General features: G+C 62.7%; 17 protein-coding genes and 1 tRNA gene. 9 read left to right on the top strand and 9 right to left on the bottom strand.

Annotated features, from left to right (window positions below):
* Window positions 1-373: 373 nt before the first annotated feature.
* A complete protein-coding gene (locus tag BGO80_RS00295) occupies window positions 374-1,600 on the top strand; it encodes an N-acetylmuramoyl-L-alanine amidase (RefSeq protein ID WP_286717947.1) in 1,227 nt (408 codons plus the stop codon).
* 75 nt (window positions 1,601-1,675) lie between these two features.
* Window positions 1,676-4,150, top strand: coding sequence for a penicillin-binding protein 1A (locus BGO80_RS00290; RefSeq protein WP_286717944.1), 2,475 nt, complete (start codon window positions 1,676-1,678; stop codon window positions 4,148-4,150).
* A gap of 396 nt (window positions 4,151-4,546) precedes the next feature.
* Here the strand turns inward: BGO80_RS00290 and BGO80_RS00285 are convergent, their stop codons facing one another.
* Entirely contained in the window at window positions 4,547-5,086 is a 540-nt protein-coding gene (locus BGO80_RS00285; RefSeq protein ID WP_286717941.1) for a DUF4282 domain-containing protein, read from the bottom strand.
* Window positions 5,087-5,150: 64 nt separating this feature from the next.
* Window positions 5,151-5,864: a lipoyl(octanoyl) transferase LipB gene (gene lipB / locus BGO80_RS00280; RefSeq protein WP_286719575.1), complete on the bottom strand. Its 714-nt coding sequence runs from the start codon at window positions 5,862-5,864 to the stop codon at window positions 5,151-5,153.
* A 78-nt stretch (window positions 5,865-5,942) separates the two neighbouring features.
* Here lipB and BGO80_RS00275 point away from each other — a divergent pair, with 78 nt between their 5' ends.
* Window positions 5,943-6,176: a FliM/FliN family flagellar motor switch protein gene (locus BGO80_RS00275; protein ID WP_126151443.1), complete on the top strand. Its 234-nt coding sequence runs from the start codon at window positions 5,943-5,945 to the stop codon at window positions 6,174-6,176.
* A 148-nt stretch (window positions 6,177-6,324) separates the two neighbouring features.
* Window positions 6,325-6,409 (top strand) — tRNA-Leu (locus BGO80_RS00270).
* A gap of 111 nt (window positions 6,410-6,520) precedes the next feature.
* Here the strand turns inward: BGO80_RS00270 and BGO80_RS00265 are convergent.
* The 3 genes from BGO80_RS00265 to BGO80_RS00255 form a co-directional block, all read right to left on the bottom strand.
* A complete protein-coding gene (locus tag BGO80_RS00265) occupies window positions 6,521-7,357 on the bottom strand; it encodes an alpha/beta hydrolase family protein (protein ID WP_286717938.1) in 837 nt (278 codons plus the stop codon).
* A gap of 96 nt (window positions 7,358-7,453) precedes the next feature.
* Window positions 7,454-8,224 carry a WecB/TagA/CpsF family glycosyltransferase gene (locus tag BGO80_RS00260; protein ID WP_286717936.1) on the bottom strand — a complete coding sequence of 257 codons (771 nt, stop codon included), beginning with the start codon at window positions 8,222-8,224 and terminating at the stop codon, window positions 7,454-7,456.
* A 201-nt stretch (window positions 8,225-8,425) separates the two neighbouring features.
* Complete coding sequence (locus BGO80_RS00255) at window positions 8,426-8,764, bottom strand: MmcQ/YjbR family DNA-binding protein (RefSeq protein WP_126151446.1); 339 nt, start codon at window positions 8,762-8,764, stop codon at window positions 8,426-8,428.
* A gap of 126 nt (window positions 8,765-8,890) precedes the next feature.
* Between BGO80_RS00255 and mgtE the strand changes: the two genes are divergently transcribed.
* The 4 genes from mgtE to BGO80_RS00235 all read left to right on the top strand — a co-directional run bounded on the left by mgtE (window position 8,891) and on the right by BGO80_RS00235 (window position 12,797).
* Window positions 8,891-10,306, top strand: a complete 1,416-nt coding sequence (gene mgtE / locus BGO80_RS00250) for a magnesium transporter (protein WP_126151447.1) — start codon at window positions 8,891-8,893, stop codon at window positions 10,304-10,306.
* A 429-nt stretch (window positions 10,307-10,735) separates the two neighbouring features.
* The gene (locus tag BGO80_RS00245; protein ID WP_286717934.1) at window positions 10,736-11,413 is read left to right on the top strand and encodes a glutathione S-transferase family protein; all 678 of its coding nucleotides are present in this window, start codon (window positions 10,736-10,738) and stop codon (window positions 11,411-11,413) included.
* The gene (locus tag BGO80_RS00240) at window positions 11,410-11,835 is read left to right on the top strand and encodes a DUF1489 family protein (RefSeq protein WP_223214246.1); all 426 of its coding nucleotides are present in this window, start codon (window positions 11,410-11,412) and stop codon (window positions 11,833-11,835) included. The genes BGO80_RS00245 and BGO80_RS00240 overlap by 4 nt, the downstream gene beginning before the upstream one ends.
* Before the next feature lie 101 nt (window positions 11,836-11,936).
* Window positions 11,937-12,797 (top strand): division plane positioning ATPase MipZ, encoded by an 861-nt coding sequence (locus BGO80_RS00235; RefSeq protein WP_286717931.1) that lies wholly within the window; start codon window positions 11,937-11,939, stop codon window positions 12,795-12,797.
* Between the two features lie 66 nt (window positions 12,798-12,863).
* On the opposite strand, the gene BGO80_RS00230 is transcribed toward BGO80_RS00235, so the two are convergent.
* Window positions 12,864-13,280 (bottom strand): winged helix-turn-helix transcriptional regulator, encoded by a 417-nt coding sequence (locus BGO80_RS00230; protein WP_126151450.1) that lies wholly within the window; start codon window positions 13,278-13,280, stop codon window positions 12,864-12,866.
* A gap of 70 nt (window positions 13,281-13,350) precedes the next feature.
* The gene (locus BGO80_RS00225; protein WP_286717926.1) at window positions 13,351-13,920 is read right to left on the bottom strand and encodes a DJ-1/PfpI family protein; all 570 of its coding nucleotides are present in this window, start codon (window positions 13,918-13,920) and stop codon (window positions 13,351-13,353) included.
* A 158-nt stretch (window positions 13,921-14,078) separates the two neighbouring features.
* On the opposite strand from BGO80_RS00225, the gene BGO80_RS00220 reads away from it, so the two are divergent.
* Window positions 14,079-15,248: a D-alanyl-D-alanine carboxypeptidase family protein gene (locus BGO80_RS00220; RefSeq protein ID WP_286717923.1), complete on the top strand. Its 1,170-nt coding sequence runs from the start codon at window positions 14,079-14,081 to the stop codon at window positions 15,246-15,248.
* A gap of 4 nt (window positions 15,249-15,252) precedes the next feature.
* Here BGO80_RS00220 and BGO80_RS00215 read toward each other — a convergent pair whose 3' ends face one another.
* A complete protein-coding gene (locus BGO80_RS00215; protein WP_286717920.1) occupies window positions 15,253-15,486 on the bottom strand; it encodes a sulfurtransferase TusA family protein in 234 nt (77 codons plus the stop codon).
* The gene (locus tag BGO80_RS00210; RefSeq protein ID WP_164550434.1) at window positions 15,476-15,961 is read right to left on the bottom strand and encodes a CAP domain-containing protein; all 486 of its coding nucleotides are present in this window, start codon (window positions 15,959-15,961) and stop codon (window positions 15,476-15,478) included. Before BGO80_RS00210 ends, BGO80_RS00215 begins: the two co-directional genes overlap by 11 nt.
* Window positions 15,962-16,053 lie beyond the last annotated feature (92 nt).

Raw genomic sequence — 16,053 nt, 5'->3', positions numbered from 1 at the left:
TATTGGGTGGCTGGCCCTGGGCCTGCCACCGTCCGGCTGTTGAAAGCCGAAATTCTTCAAACGGGCGCTGAAACCGCAACTTCCGTTCTGGACCGGAACGCCTTCTGCGTCTGACCGTCCAGCCCTGTTTCGAGCCATGGAAGGGGTGTCAGTCCCTCGAAAATGGCCGCGAAACACACGCGCCTGCAGCTTCAGCATGTAGGAAAAATGCGCCAGATTGGCAACAGGAAAGTCAAATTGTCTCGAGTGGCGCCGATTTCAACGCTGCTTTCTTGGCCGGGGGCGCAAATCATCGCATAAGGCCATTCATGCCGCAGAATCGCCCGAGCGCCATGCGATGCGACCCGTTCACCACCCAGGGGCCGGCCCAAGTTTGACCCGAGAATTTTTCCGCCTGACGCTGCTCGTGCTGTTTGCCGCCCTGGCGCTGGCTGTGCCCAGCCTGGCGCAGGAGCCCCCGGGCCTGCCCAATGTCATGGATGCGCGCCTGACGGCCACGCCCGAGCGCGTGCGCCTGGTGATCGACCTTGCCGGCAAGACCGAGTTCTCCTTCGTATCGTTGAGCGAGCCAAACCGGCTTGCGGTCGATGTGCGGGCGGGGACGTTTTCGGTGCCTGAAGCGGAGGGCGTGCCGAGCGAGCCGGGCCTCGTCTCCGCCTACACGATCGAGCAGGCGGCGCCCGACCGGGTGCGCACAACATTGGAATTGTCGGGCCCGGCCCAGGTGCAGCAGGCCTATGTGCTCGACCCGTTCGAGGATCAGCCGGCGCGGCTCGTGGTCGATATCATCGCCGCAACGCCCGAGGAATTCGCCGCCAATGTCGAGCGCGACCGACAGGCATCGGAAAGCATCGCCACCGCTCCGGCCCAGTCGACCCCGGCCGGCGGATCGGAATTGCCGTTCGACAGCAAACCGCTGGTGGTGATCGATCCCGGTCATGGCGGCATCGACAGCGGCGCGGAAGCGGCCGGTGGCATCAAGGAGAAGGACATCGTCCTCGCCTTCGCCCTGCGGCTGCAGGAATTGCTGGTGGAGTCGGGGCGGTTCGACGTGGCGCTGACACGCGAGGACGACACCTATCTGCGGCTCGAAGAGCGCGTGGCGCTGGCGCGCGGCAACAAGGCGGACCTGTTTTTGTCCATCCACGCCGACAGCTTCCAGCAGCCCGAGATTCGCGGCGCCAGCGTCTATACACGCGACGAAAACGCCACCGACGTGCTCGACAAGGTGCTGGCCGACTCGGAAAACAAGACCGATGTGATTGCCGGTTTCACCGTGCCGCAGCAGATGGCGCCCGAGGTGGTGGATATTCTGCTGGACCTGATGCGCCGCGAAATGCGGGTGCAGTCCTTCATGGCGGCACAGGCTATCGTGCACCAGCTCGAGCCCAGCGTGGCGCTGCGCCGGTTCCCGGTGCGGCAGGCCGATTTTTTCGTGCTTCAGGCGCCTGACGTGCCCTCGGTGCTGATCGAGCTGGGCTTCTTGTCCAATGCCAATGATATCGCCAATCTGATGCAATCGGACTGGCGCGACCGGACCGCCAATGCCATCGCGCGGGGTATTTCCAGCTATTTCGACAGCCTGGAGACCCAGCCATGAGCATTTGCTATGATTTTATGACTGCCTCGACGCCGGAAGCGGTGCTGGCGCTCGCAGCGCAGGATTGCTGACTGAATGTTTCGATTGCTCGGCTGGCTTTTTGGTTTCGGCATGTTCCTGGCGCTGGCCGGCGTTGCAGTCGGCGCCGTCTATCTGGCGACGGTGACGGCGCAACTGCCCGACTATACCGTGCTCAAGGACTATCAGCCGCCGGTGACGACGCGCGTGCATGCCGCAGACGGGACGCTGCTGGCCGAATATGCGCGTGAGCGCCGGCTGTTCCAGCCGATCGAGACGGTGCCGCCGCTGCTGGTGCAGGCTTTCCTTTCGGCTGAGGACAAGGAGTTTTTCAGCCATGGCGGCATCGCCTTCGAAGGGCTGGTGCGCGCGGTGCGCGACAATCTCGTGGCGCGCATGGACGGCAATAATTCCATCCAGGGCGGTGGCTCCAGCATTACCCAGCAGGTGGCCAAGAACTTCCTGCTGACCTCCGAGCAAACCTGGGACCGCAAGATACAGGAGGCGATTCTCGCCATTCGCATCGAGTCGACCTTCACCAAGGAGAAGATCCTCGAGCTCTATCTCAACGAGATTTTCCTCGGCCTCAACTCCTATGGCGTGGCGGCGGCGGCGCTCAACTATTTCGACAAGGCGCTGTACCAGCTGACCCTTTCTGAGGCTGCCTATATCGCGGCGCTGCCCAAGGGGCCGAACAATTATCACCCGTTCCGTCGCCCGCAGGCCGCCATCGAGCGCCGCAACTGGGTGATCGACCGCATGGTGGAGAATGGCTATGTGACCGCCGCCGACGCCGCGGTTGCCAAGGCCGAGCCGCTCAACGTCATCCCGCGCGCGGCAGGCAGCCAGCTCTATTCGGCCGAGTATTTCACCGAGGAAGTGCGGCGCGAACTGGCAAAGCTCTATGGCGAGGACCAGCTTTATGGCGGCGGCCTGTCGGTGCGCACGACGCTGGAGCCGCGGCTGCAGGAATATGCCAGGCGGGCATTGATGGACGGCTTGATCGCCTTCGATCACGGCCGCGGTTTCCGGACGCCAGTGGCCAGCATCGAGCTGGGCGACGACTGGGGTGTCGATGTCGCCGCCATCAAGCCGCTGAGCGACGTGCCGGAATGGCAGCTGGCCGTGGTGCTGGAGATGGGCAGCAACCAGGCGACGATTGGCCTGCGACCGGACAATGACGTCGATGGTGCACTGTCGCCCGAGCGCACGGTGGGGACGCTGTCCGGGCCGGAAATCCGTTGGGTTTCAAAACCCTTGCAGGACATTCTGAAGGTCGGAGACGTGGTCTATGTGTCGCCGGTGGCGGGCAAGGATGGAATCTACACGCTCGAGCAGGTGCCCGAGATCGAGGGTGCGCTGGTGGCGATGGACCCGCGTACAGGCCGTGTATTGGCTATGGTCGGCGGCTTCTCCTTCGCGGAATCCGAGTTCAACCGCGCCACCCAGGCGCTCCGGCAACCCGGCTCGTCGTTCAAACCCATCGTCTATGCGGCGGCGCTGGACAATGGCTATACGCCGGCCTCGGTGGTGCTGGATGCGCCCGTGGAAGTGCGCATGGCCGATGGGTCGGTGTGGCGGCCGGAAAATTACTCGCAGCAATTCTATGGACCGCAGACGCTGCGCCGCGGCATCGAGCGCAGCCGCAACGTGATGACCGTGCGGTTGGCCCGCGATATCGGCATGCCGCTGATCGCCGACTATGCCCGCATGTTCGGCATTTACGACGATATGCAGCCGGTTCTGGCCATGGCGCTGGGTGCCGGTGAAACCACCGATATGCGCATGACCGCCGCCTATGCCACCATTGCCAATGGTGGGCGCAAGATCGTGCCGACATTGATCGACCGTATCCAGGATCGTTATGGCACCACGGTCTATCGCCACGACCATCGTATCTGCGATGGCTGCGCCGCCGAGGATTGGCACGGGCAGGGCGAACCGCGCATTCTCGACAATCGCGAGCAGGTGCTCGACCCGATGACCGCGTACCAGATCACCTCGATGATGGAAGGTGTGGTACAGCGCGGCACCGGCACGGCGGCACGGGCGCTGAATCGCCCTGTGGCAGGCAAGACGGGCACCACCAATGACTACAAGGACGCCTGGTTCGTCGGCTTCACCCCGGAATTGGCGGTGGGCATTTATATCGGCTACGACAAGCCGCGCTCGATGGGTTCGTCCTCGACCGGCGGCGGCATGGCCGTGCCGATCTTCACCAATTTCATGGCCAAGGCCCTGCAGGGCAAGCCGCCGACCCCATTCAACGTGCCCACAGGCATGACCACCGCCTGGATCAATCCCAATACCGGCGCCAAGGCGTTCGAGGGCGAGGCGGCCATCCAGGAGGCGTTCAAGCCCGGGAGCGGCCCCAACCAGATGACCTCCATCATCGGCATCGACGTCAACGCCATGGACGCCATCCAGCGCCAGCAGAACATGCAGCAGCAATATGGCGGCGGGATTTCGACCCAACCGAGCGGCAATGGCGGGTTCATGGACCCGAGCCTGGGACGTGGCGGGCTGTTTTAGGGGCAGTTTAGGTCTGGGTTGAGTTGCGATGGCGGGGTGGGCGACTAAGCGCTCAAGCGACGGTGTCCTTGCTCATTACCGATGGACATCCCACCCTAGTTCACGCCTCAGGCTGAGGGCTACCGCATATGGGTTTGAGCCCGTTGCACACCCCCACCCAGCCTCCCCCTATAGGAGGGGGAGGGGCAGCATCGCGTCCTGGGAAACTTGGTGTCAGAAGCACCGGCCGGTCTATCTCCTCCTATGCGGGGAGGGATGAGAGCCCGCGTCTTATTGGCCAAACCCGATGGCCGTGCCACAAAGTGGGAGGCGGCCCGGGGGCGCAATTCTTGCGCCTCGGTGGCTGTTTGAGTGGCCCTTGGGTCACGCCCGAAGGCGACGTGGCGCGCTCGGGTTTCAGGTGAGTGAATTGGGCGGGGTGCGTTTGGCGGTGCGGCGGGGCTTGAAGGATTCGCCGGGCTTGGTGGCGGGTTCGCGCTTGATCTCGCTATCGCCGGCTGGGTGCTGGGCGACGTGGGGGAGCGGCTCGGTGGCCGGGGTGATATACTCGTCGGCTTCGGCGAAATCGGTTTCGTCGCCCTGCTCGGCCAGATCGCGGATGGCGTCGCGCACTTCATCGAGAAGAGAAGCCGAATAGCGCGAACGCTGCACGCTCTCGCCGGTCGCCTCGTGGGAGCGGAACCAGACCAACAGCGCTTCGCTGCCGATGCGCAGCGCCACGAAGGCCAGGAGGCCGAAGACAACGATTTCGAGAATGCCCCAAAGGCCATTGCCGAAACCGGTGCCGAAGCGGAAGAAGAAATGGTTGATGGCCCAGAGCAGAATGGAAGCCAGCCCCAGCGCGTAGAGAATCGGCACCAGCTTGGGGGAGAGAATGGCATCGAGCCGGAACAGGGTCTGGCGCGACAGCAGGCGTTTGAGGTCATCCAGGGTCATAGCGGGATCCTCGCTCCGGTTGGTTGGATCAGATTGAGCCGGCCAGGCAGGGCCTGACAAGGGCTCATAGCACGAGTGTGGGGCCGAACAGCGCCTCGAATTGCGCCCGGAGCACAGAATCGACCTCCGGCATGGACAGGAGAATGCCCATGTCCTCGAAACTGGTCACGCCCTGATCAGTAATGCCGCAGGGGACGATGCCATTGTAATGGCCGAGATCGGGCGCGACGTTGAGCGACAGTCCGTGGAAAGTGATCCATTTGCGCACCCGCACGCCGATGGCGGCGATCTTATCCTCGCGGCCAAAGCCCTTCTCGGGGCGCTGCACCCAGACGCCGACGCGACCGTCGCGGCGCTCGCCGGTAATGTTGTGGGCGGCCAGAGTGTCGATCACCCATTGCTCCAGCCCCTGCACCAGACAGCGGATATCGCGGCCGCGCTGGGTCAGGTCGAGCATGACATAGACCACGCGCTGGCCGGGGCCGTGATAGGTATATTGCCCGCCACGGCCGGCCGGATAAACCGGGAAGCGTGGATTGAGCAGGTCTTCCGGGCGGGCCGAGGTGCCGGCAGTGTAGAGCGCGGGGTGTTCCAGCAACCAGACTGCCTCATTGGCAGTGCCGGCAGCGATGGCAGCCACGCGCTCATCCATCATGGCGAGTGCGGTTTCATAGTCGAGCGGAGCATCGAAGATGCGCCATTCAACGGGACGGGAATCGGCGCGATGGAGTTTCGACCGAATTTGGCACGCCTCTGCGGCGCCTGTTAACGCTTCCATAACCAGCCCTGAAGGACTCTGCTGCACGGCGAATCCGTCCTGCATCCCGCAGGCACACCATGCTTGTTGTCTCTATCTATGAACACTTTGGACAATATTGAAGTCGATATCACCGTGGAACTCGGCGCGACCACCATGCCGATCCACCATTTGCTGCGCATGGGCCGCGGCGCGGTGATCGAACTGGACGCGGGCGAGCATGACCCTCTGAAGATTTACGCCAACAATACACTGATCGCCCGGGGCGAGGTGAATGTCGAAGAGGGACAGTTGCGCGTCTTCGTGACCGAGAAGGTTTTGCGCCACGCGTGAAGCCCGTCCGCCATGCATATGGCGATCCGCCTGCAAGATGTCCACAGGCTTACAAGAATTCTCGATTTAAGCGCTTGAGGTTGTCCAAGACCTTTGCTACATCCCCACTCGCTTCGGCGCCAATGGCGTCGGGCTTCTACCACACAGTGCGGTCGTGGCGGAATTGGTAGACGCGCAGCGTTGAGGTCGCTGTGCCGCGAGGCGTGGAAGTTCGAGTCTTCTCGACCGCACCAGTCACTTAGTGAGTGACAAACAAGAAGCTGCCGCAAGGCGGCTTTTTTGTTTTTGGGGGTCTACCCGGCGTGGCCGGGCAGACGAGGGCAGGCGCGTTGCGCCCTGATCGCTCAGAGAGTCTTGGCGAACCAGTCGACGGTCACCTGCATCAGCTTGTCGAAGGCGGCCATGTCGCCCGAGAAGATATTGTAGGTGTGGTCGGCGCCGTCGATGATCTCGACCTGCTTGTTGTCGCCACCGGCGGCGGCCACGATCGCGTCCGCAATGGCTGGGTCGACGACAGTGTCGGCGGAACCATTGATGGCCAGGAGCGCGCCCTTGTAGTTGGCAAGCTCATCGGCCAACTTGAGTGCCCGCACTTCCTCGTACCAGTTCAGCGACAGGTTCAGCGGCTCGCGCCAGTCGAACTTCATGACGGTAAAGCCATTGGCCCTGGCGTCGTCGTATTGGTCGGCGAGGTAGAAGGACATGTCGAGCACGCCGGCCCAGGTGACGAGGCTTTTCACATCGGGCGTGCGCGCAGCGGTGAGCATGGCGATCATGCCGCCCTGGCTCCAGCCCAAAAGGCCCAGGCGGGCATCGTCGATCTGCTCGAGGCCACGAATATAGGCGATGACGTCGAGGCCGTCCTGCATGCCGCTGGAGGGCGTGTACTGGACATAGTCGACATTGCTGTCGCCACTGCCGGCGAAATCAAAGCGGGCGCTGGCAATGCCGGCGGCGGCCAGTTTTGGCGCCAAGAGGTCATAGCCGTTCCCAGCTTCGTGGCGATTGGAGCCGGTGCCGTGGAACATGACCACGAAGGGGAAGGGGCCATCGCCCTCTGGCAGGGTGATGGTGGCCGGAATGTTCCGTCCCGTGCCGTTAATGACCACATCTTCATCGGCGGCCATGGCCGGGCCGAAACTTGCAAGGGCCAAGAGGGCTCCCGCGAAAAGCATGCGCATGATTTATCTCCTGATCGAGCCGGACGGTGGGGGCCGTCGGGCGCGGGATCAGCAGATCACAGTTGCGTTTTCTCGCACAAGGGGGCCGAGCGGTCGTCAATGCGAGCGGGTGAGAATCAGCAAGGCCGCATAGGGATTGGTGGTGAAATAGCGCCAGAACAGGCGGCGCGGCTCCTGACCGATGCGCCACAGCCATTCGAGGCCGAGCTTTTGTACCAGAGCCGGCGCACGGCGGGTCTTGCCGGCAATGTGGTCGAACAGCCCGCCGGAGGTCTTGATGAGACCGACATTGCTGAGTTTGTGGCTGTGTTCGGCGATGAAAAACTGTTCGCGCGGCACGCCCATGGCCAGCCAGAAAATATCGGGGGCGAGGGCGTTGATTTCGGCCAGTTTGGCGTCGAGCTCGGCACCCTGAAGATAGCCATGCGAGCGACCAACCACTTTGAGTGCAGGATAGTCACGGGCGATGATTTCGGCGGCCTTGCGATTTTCCGCTTCGGCGGCGCCGAAAAGATAGAATGTCGAACCATTTTGCTCGGCAAGGCGCGCCACATAGTGGAACAGGTCAGTGGTGGCGACACGCTGGGGCAGGGGCAGGCTGCAGAGGAAGCGCGAGCCAACCACCAGCGGCTGCCCATCGGCGAGCACCTGATCGGCTTCGGCGAAGAGGGCGGCGACCTGTTTGTCGCTGGCGACGCGGGCCAGCACCTCGCCATTGGCCGAGGTGAAATAGAGGGGGCGATTGCCGCGCTGGTGCCTGCGGGCGGCATCGAGCATGACGGCGGCGGCATCATCCATGGTCAGCACGCTCAGCGTCATGCCGCCAACCGTGGTCGTGGGAACCTGTCTGAAATCCGCATAGGCCATGGGCGCCACCTGGTTCTTCGCCCGCTCGATCTGGAGCGTTTCACGTTCTGGTCGATGCTGACCTGTCGCCCCTTCCCCTTGAGGGGAGGGAGGCGAAGAGGCGATAGTCCACCTCGGTTTGAAATGATCTAGGCGCTGATGGCGCAAGCGTCGAGGTTTGGCTTGGCTTGCGGTTAATGAGTAAATAGCCGGGGGCGCCGTTCAGGGGGCCGGCGAACGGAAGCGACAGGCGTCTTCGAGGCGCAGCGCCAGTTCCTCATCGTCGATCTGGTCGAGATGGATCAGCACGATGGGCTCGCCGATATAGGCATCGGTTTCGAAATAAATCGCGGGTGACACGTCCATCAGCAGGATTTTCTGCTGCACGGGGCAGTGCAGGGCAGCCGTGTCGGCGTCGATGAGATGGATGAAGTGGGCATCGCCGGTGGCGAGGGTGGGCGCCTGCCGCTCATCGCGCAGGCTTACGCAATCCAGGTGACGCTCCTCTGCGAGGCGTTGCAGGCGCGCAATGGCGTGTTGAAGCTGATCGCTCTCAGACATGGCCGTCTCCGTGATCCCGTTCAAATGCATCGTCGATTTGCATGCGACCGTACTGGCGCATCGTCAATGGTTTGGATAGAGCTTGTTCCGCCCCTGAAACACCCAGGATACGAAAAGGGCTCCCTGATGAGCGAAGAATCCGACCTGGACCTCGGCCACGATGCCGGGATGGAGACAAATGTGTTTCGTGATCCGGAGGGCCGCATCAGCGCCCTCTGGCTCGAGCGCCTGCGCGCTTTTCTCGAGGCCAACCGTGTCGATGACGTGGTTTCCGTGGTGGAGCCGCTGCATACCGCCGATATCGGCGACGTGCTGGAGCAGCTCGATCCGGAGGAGCGGCTGCGCTTCGTGCGGCTGCTGGGGGATCGATTCGACTTTTCGGCCCTGACAGAGGTCGACGAGAGCATCCGCCTCGAAATCATGGATGCCCTGCCCAATGCCGCCATCGCTCGCGGCGTGGCGGAGATGGACAATGACGACGCGGTGTATCTGCTCGAGGATCTCGAGCAGCAGGATCGCGACGAAATTCTGTCGGCGCTGCCGACCTTCGAGCGACTGTCGCTGAAGCGCAGCCTCGATTTTCCCGAAGACTCCGCCGGCAGGCGGATGCAGACCGATTTCATCGCCATTCCGCCGTTCTGGACGGTTGGGCAGACCATCGACTATCTGCGCCAGGAAGCGGATCTGCCGGACGAGTTCTATCAGATCTATGTGGTGGATGCGGCCTACAAGGTGCAGGGGACGGTGCCGCTCGACCGCATCCTCAGGGTGCAGCGCAGCGCCAAGGTCGACGAGATCATGAATACCAGCCTCGTGCTGGTCGATGCCAATGAGGATCAGGAGGAAGCCGCCCGCACCTTCGAACGCTACGACCTGGTGGAAGTGGGCGTGGTGGATGAAAGCGGGCGGCTGGTCGGTGTGCTGACCATCGACGACATCGTCGACGTGATCCAGGAAGAGGCGGACGAGGATATCAAGCTGCTGGCCGGCGTGGGTGACGAGGACGTGTCCGACACGACACTCGACACCGTGCGCAGCCGCGTGCCCTGGCTGGTGATCAATCTGGTGGCGGCGGTGCTGGTCTCCTTCGTCATCGGCTTCTTCAACGGGACGATCGAGCAGATGGTGGCGCTGGCGGTGCTGATGCCCATTGTCGCCTCCATGGGCGGCAATGCCGGGGCGCAAACCATGACGGTGACGGTGCGCGCCCTTGCCATGCGGGAGCTGGATGGCGGGCGTCTCAAACGCCTCATTCGCCGCGAAATGGTGGTGGGCATGGTCAATGGCGTGATTTTCGCCATTCTGATCGGCATCGTGACGGCGCTGCGCTATGGCAATGTCGGGCTCGGCGTGGTCATTGGCATGGCCATGGTGATCAACATGATCGTGGCTGGCACCTTCGGAATTCTCATTCCGATCACGCTCGACCGTTTGAAAGCCGATCCGGCTATCGCCTCGGCCGTGTTTGTCACCACCATTACCGACATCGTTGGATTCTTTGCCTTTTTGGGCATTGCCGGACTTTGGTTCGGGTTGTTCTGACCACAGGTTTTCCACAATTTGACCGCGAGAAGTGTTGCATTTCGGTCGCTTGCTTCCCATTTGCCCGCCAGTTAACGATTCACTTACCGGTGCCTCGACTCTGGCGCGGCACTGGCATGAACGGCTGACAAGGAGCGAGCTATGCGCAGTCAACCGAAGACCAATTTCTGGCGCGCCGCGTCATGGACATTGGTTTGCCTCGTTTCGATGGGGCTGGTTTTCTCCGTCGTTGCCGGGGTCTAGACCCCCGCACTTATCGACGTTCGATTTGGAGAGGGGCGCCCTGGCCAATGGGCGCCCCTCGCCATTTTTCCGGTCTCGCCAGGATGTGCTGATGCGCCATCTGGAAAAGGCGTTGCAGGGGTTCTATTTCTGGGAACCCGGGCATCCACTGGTGAGTGCGCCTGACTGGCGATGTGAGGACAGTCGATGAAAATATTGATTGGTAATCGGAATTATTCGTCCTGGTCACTGCGGCCATGGCTGGTGCTGCGGCATTTCGAGATCCCGTTCGAGGACGAGGTGCTGATGCTATCGGGCTCGGGTTGGCGCGAGGCGTTGCAACAGCGTTCGCCGACCGGCAAGGTACCGGTGCTCATCGATGGCGAGCTGGCAGTGGCCGAAACCATCGCCATTATCGAATATCTGGCCGAGAAATTTCCCGACAGGGCGATCTGGCCGCGAGACCAAGGTGACCGGGCCCTGGCACGGTCGGCGGCGGCGGAGATGCATGCGGGGTTTTCGACCCTGCGGTCGCGGGCGCCGATGAATCTGCGCGCCAGCCATCCGGGTAAGGTCGATCTCGACGCCGTGGCCGGCGATCTGCATCGGCTGGAGACGCTCTGGGGAAGCCTGCTGGAAAAGTCCGGCGGCCCCTATCTGTTTGGCGCCTTCAGCGCGGCGGACGCCATGTTTGCACCGGTGGCGACGCGGCTGCGGACATATGAGCTGCCGGTATCAGACCGCGTGGCGGGGTATGTCGAGGCGATCTATGCCCTGCCGGCCTTTCAGGACTGGCTGGCCAAGGCGCTGCAGGAGCCATGGGTGGTGGACGACGACGAAATCGATGTGATTCAGGGGCGCGTGGCGCCGGGGACTTTGGCATGATCCATATGGTCAAGCTCTGCGTGGGCGTTTCGAGCTATGAGGAGCTGGAAAGTTACCGCAATGAGCGGGCGCATTGGTGGGGCGCCGATTACGGCGAGGACGTGCATGTGCATCGCACCCGCATGATGCCCAAGCGCGCCGGGGAGATGGAGGGTCAGTCCTCGATCTATTGGGTGATCGCGGGGTCAATCGTCTGCCGCCAGCCGATCCTGCGCCTGGCCAAATATACCGATGCCGAAGGCAAGGACTATTGCGACATCATCATGGCGCCGGAGCTCATCAAGACCGTGCCCTATCCCAAGCGCCCCTTCCAAGGCTGGCGCTATCTCGAGCCGAAGGACGCGCCGCCCGATATTGCCGCCAATGACAGCGACAATTCGATGGAGATCGCCGCGGACCTGGCTCGACTCGGGCTGCTCTAGCCTCGCGCCACGCTTGGTTTAACTTTTGTTCATCATAACCCCTCTTGTGCCGCGGGGGGGATGCCCTAAGACTGCGCGCGGATGATTTGAGGAACTCAGTGGTGCGGCAAAGCGCGCATGTCATCGTCGTCGGCAATGAGAAGGGTGGGTCGGGCAAGTCGACCACCGCCTTTCACCTGGCTATCTACCTGCTCTATCAAGGGCATAGGGTGGCCAGCATTGACGTGGACAGCCGACAGCAGACCTTTACTCACTATGTGCGCAACCGGCGCGACTGGTCGCGAGCCAAGGGGCTGGGCGTGCCGCACACCACCCATTTCCACCTACCGCTGGCGCGCGGCGATTCCGTACGCGAGAACCACAGGGTGGAGTTCGACCTGTTTCGGCAGGCGATCAGCGAGGTGGAGGGCAGCGCCGACTTCATCGTGGTGGATACGCCGGGATTCGACACCAATCTGACGCGGCTGGCCCATTCGCTGGCCGATACGCTGGTGACCCCGGTCAATGACAGCTTGATCGATCTCAGCGTCATGGCGCAGGTCGACCCGGTTACCGGCGAGCCCAGGCAGTTGAGCCATTATGCCCGGCTGGTGCAGCGGGCGCGATCGGAGCGGCTGGCGATCGATGGCAAGACCATCGACTGGGTGCTGGTGCGTAACCGCATCTCCATGCTGTCTTCGCGCAATATGCGGCAGGTGCAGACCATGCTCGACCGGATCGCCATGCGGCTGGGGTGCCGGGTTGCCGACGGCATTGCCGAGCGGGTGATCTTCCGTTCGTTGTTCGCGTCGGGAATGACGGTGTTCGATCCGCTGGATGACGAGCTGTTGGGCGGCGTGCCATCGGCTTCGCATCTTGGCGCGCGGCAGGAATATCGGACGCTTGTGGCGGCGCTTAACCTGCCGGCCGGGGGCCATACCGAGGCGCGGCGCACGCTAGAGGCCGAGGCGGCGAGCCGGTAAGGCAATTGCTGTACGAGCGGGCAGTGGTCCTCGGTTCAGGCCCGAGGGTGGTGCAGTGATTGTGGCCTAACCCCGGGCGTATGCGATCTTGCGGGTTTCCTGGGCGGCAATGGCGTTTTCGCGGGCGTCGTAGATGGTGCGGGCATCGATGATCGCCGTATGATTTTCGGCCGACCAGTCCCACAAGGCGCTGATCGGCTGCTGCAGGGTCTTGCCCAGTTCCGTGAGGCTATATTCGACGCGCGGCGGGACTTCCGGATAGATCACCCGGTTGACCAGCCCGTCGCGCTCGAGATTGCGCAGGGTGAGGGTCAGCATGCGTTGCGACACGCCGTTGATCATGCGCTTGAGCTCGTTAAACCGCAGCGTGCCGTTGCGCCCGAGCATGCCGACGACCATGACGCTCCACTTGTCACCGATGCGATTGAGCACATCGGACATGGCCGAGCAATTGGCATGTTGCGAGGTGTCTGTCAGTGACATGGCTGTGTCTCCTTGGTCTGAAACTCAGGCACAAATATAGACACAGTTACTAGTTGTGACTAGGGGTGGATTAAGCCGCGGTGTGCTCGGCAGCGTAGAGGCCGAGATAGAAGTCGAGATCGCCATTGCGCAGGCCGAGGGATTCGAACACGGCGCCCATGAAACTGACGGGTGCGGTGCCCGGTGCGGTGACGATGCGACCGTCGAGCACGGCCTTGGGACTGCCGGTGAAATGCGCGCCGCCGGCATAGCCAGTATCGGGAAGGCTTTCGGGGCCATTGGCGGTGTGGCTGACCGTATCGAGCAGGCCGGAGCGTGCAAGCGCCATGACGCCGTCGCAGATGCCGGCCACGGTCTTGCCGGCGGCATGGGTGGCGCGCAGCACCTCGGCAATATCGGGCGCAGCGGGCGTCGACCAGATGCTGCCGCCATTGACGATCACGGCGTCGATCCTGTCCGGATCAATATCGGCAACGGCCATATGCGGAGTAACCTGCATTCCGCCGGCCGAGGTGACCATTTCGCCGTCGATGGTGGCGAAGCGGGTCTCTATCTTGTAGTAGTCGCGGGCACCGGCGTTGAGCAGGGCGGTCTCCCAATCGGCATAGCCCGGGGTGAGGATGGTAACGATCGTGGTCATGATGACCTCCTTTGTTGCCGCCAAAGTGTCACCGCGCTGCGACAGGAGGTGTCAGCACCTTCACAGAGGCGTCAGTGCAGGCCTGCCTTTCTTGAGATCGCCCGATTGCGCTGGTAAGAGAGCGCCATTCCTCCACAATTTGCCGGAGTCTTTCCGCCTTGGCTTTTGTTCGTCGCTTGCTAGTTGCCCTGATGCTCGTTCTCGCCGGCCTGGTGCCAGCCTGGGCAACGCCGCTGCTTCTGGCGGACCGGGCAACGCTGGACGTGCTCTATGCCGAGGACGCGGGTCTGCCCTGGCACCCGGCATCGCTGACCAAACTGATGACGGCCTATGTGGCTTTCGAGGAAATTGCTGCCGGCAATGTGACGCTCGACACGCCGGTGACCATTTCGCGCAAGGCGTTCAACCTGGCGCCGAGCAAGTCGGGTCTGCCTGTGGACAGCGCCATTACCCTCAAGGACGCGCTCTATATCCTCATCGTCAAGTCGGCCAATGACGTTGCCATGGCGATTGCCGAGACGGTGGGCGGCAATGAGGCCAATTTCGTCGCCAAGATGAATGACGTCGCGCGTCGCATGGGGCTGACCGGCACGCATTACACCAATCCGCATGGCTTGCACGATCCGGCGCAGGTGACCACAGCGCGCGACCTGGCGATCCTGGCGCTCTATATCGAGCAGAGCTTTCCGCAATATATGCCGATGTTTTCGACCAGCGTGGTCAATCTGGGCAAGGCGAAGCTGGAATCCAACAATGGCCTGCTCAAGAGCTTTGCCGGCGCCAATGGCATGAAGACCGGCTATGTCTGTGCCTCTGGGCTCAATATCGTGGCTACGGTGGACCGCAACGGCCGCCGACTTCTCGCCGTGGTGCTGGGCGGGTCATCTGGACGCGAGCGCAATGAGCGTGCCGCCGATCTGTTTCTCAAGGGGCTTTCGGGTCAGTTGCGACCCAATGGGCAGACCTTGCTGACGCTCGGCAATGCTGTCGGGGCGGCGCCGACCGATATGCGGTCGCTGATCTGCGGCAAGGATGCGGCGACTTATGTGAAGGCGCAGGAAGCGGCATTTCCGATGGGTCTCAAGGACCAGCCGAGCTTCCTGACCGACCAGGTCGCCGAGCGCGCGTATACCGCCGTCGACCTGGGCCGGATACGCACCGGCATTGCCTTGCCGCGTCCGCGGCCGCCACACGTGCCGCAATTCTCCATGCCGGCCGTGGCGGACAATGTGACACCTGCGCCGGATGCGACGCTGCGTCCCGGTATTCCGGTTTCTGCCGGGGTGATGATCCCGTACCCGATGCCGCGGCCGAGTTTCCGGCCGTAGGCGATCAGTTCGACTTCCGGATGGTGAAGGCCATGACGCCTTCGGCATCGGTGTCGATGGCGCAGGCATAGCCGTTCTGACGGCAAAAAAGCGGGATATCGATCCTGGCCATGGGATCGGTAGCCAGCACGATCAGCGTTGCACCGCTGGGAAGATTGGGCAGCTGCTTTTCCATCTTGAGGACGGGCAGGGGGCATTTGAGCCCCCTGGCGTCGAGCGTTCGGGCATCAGTTGCCAAGGACGAGAACCCAGTGGACGCCATAGCTTGAGGTCGGATTGAAGGCCACGGCGACGCCGGCCTTGGTCGCGGGGGCGACAAGGGCGTTGGCATCGGCGGGGCTGTTGCGCCAGCCCGAGAAGGTTTCGGCGAAGGTTGCGTAGCCGGCGCTGAGCTTCATTTCGACGAGGGCCTGTGGCTTGGCGGGCGCCTGATTGGTCTGGGCATATTGGCTGGCCAGGGCCTGGGCCGTGCCATTAAGGCCGGCATCTGCAACCAGCGGCGGCATATTGCGAGTGGCCCGATAGGCGTTGACGAGGTTGATGGCCTGTTGGCTGTCGAGCACCGCATTGGGCTGGTCCATGCGGGCGCTGAGGGCCGGTGTCAGCGCACCGGCGGACGAGGCGCCACCACCGAATGAGGAACAGCCGGCGAGAGCCACGACGGATGCCAGCGCCATTGCGGACACGGCCAGAATTTTGCGGGAGGAAAGCATCTTTATCCTTTTCAATCCATCCGAGCCCCGCCCGCCCTCTAGCATGCCGAGCCTAGTGACCGGTTAACGGGAGGATAAAGCCTCCCGTTCCG

It is taken from the genome of Devosia sp. 63-57 (assembly GCF_001899045.1).
GTDB classification, from domain to species: Bacteria; Pseudomonadota; Alphaproteobacteria; order Rhizobiales; family Devosiaceae; genus Devosia; species Devosia equisanguinis.
The sequence above is the reverse complement of the archived record's forward strand: the minus strand, read 5'-3'. Positions and strand labels throughout refer to the sequence as shown.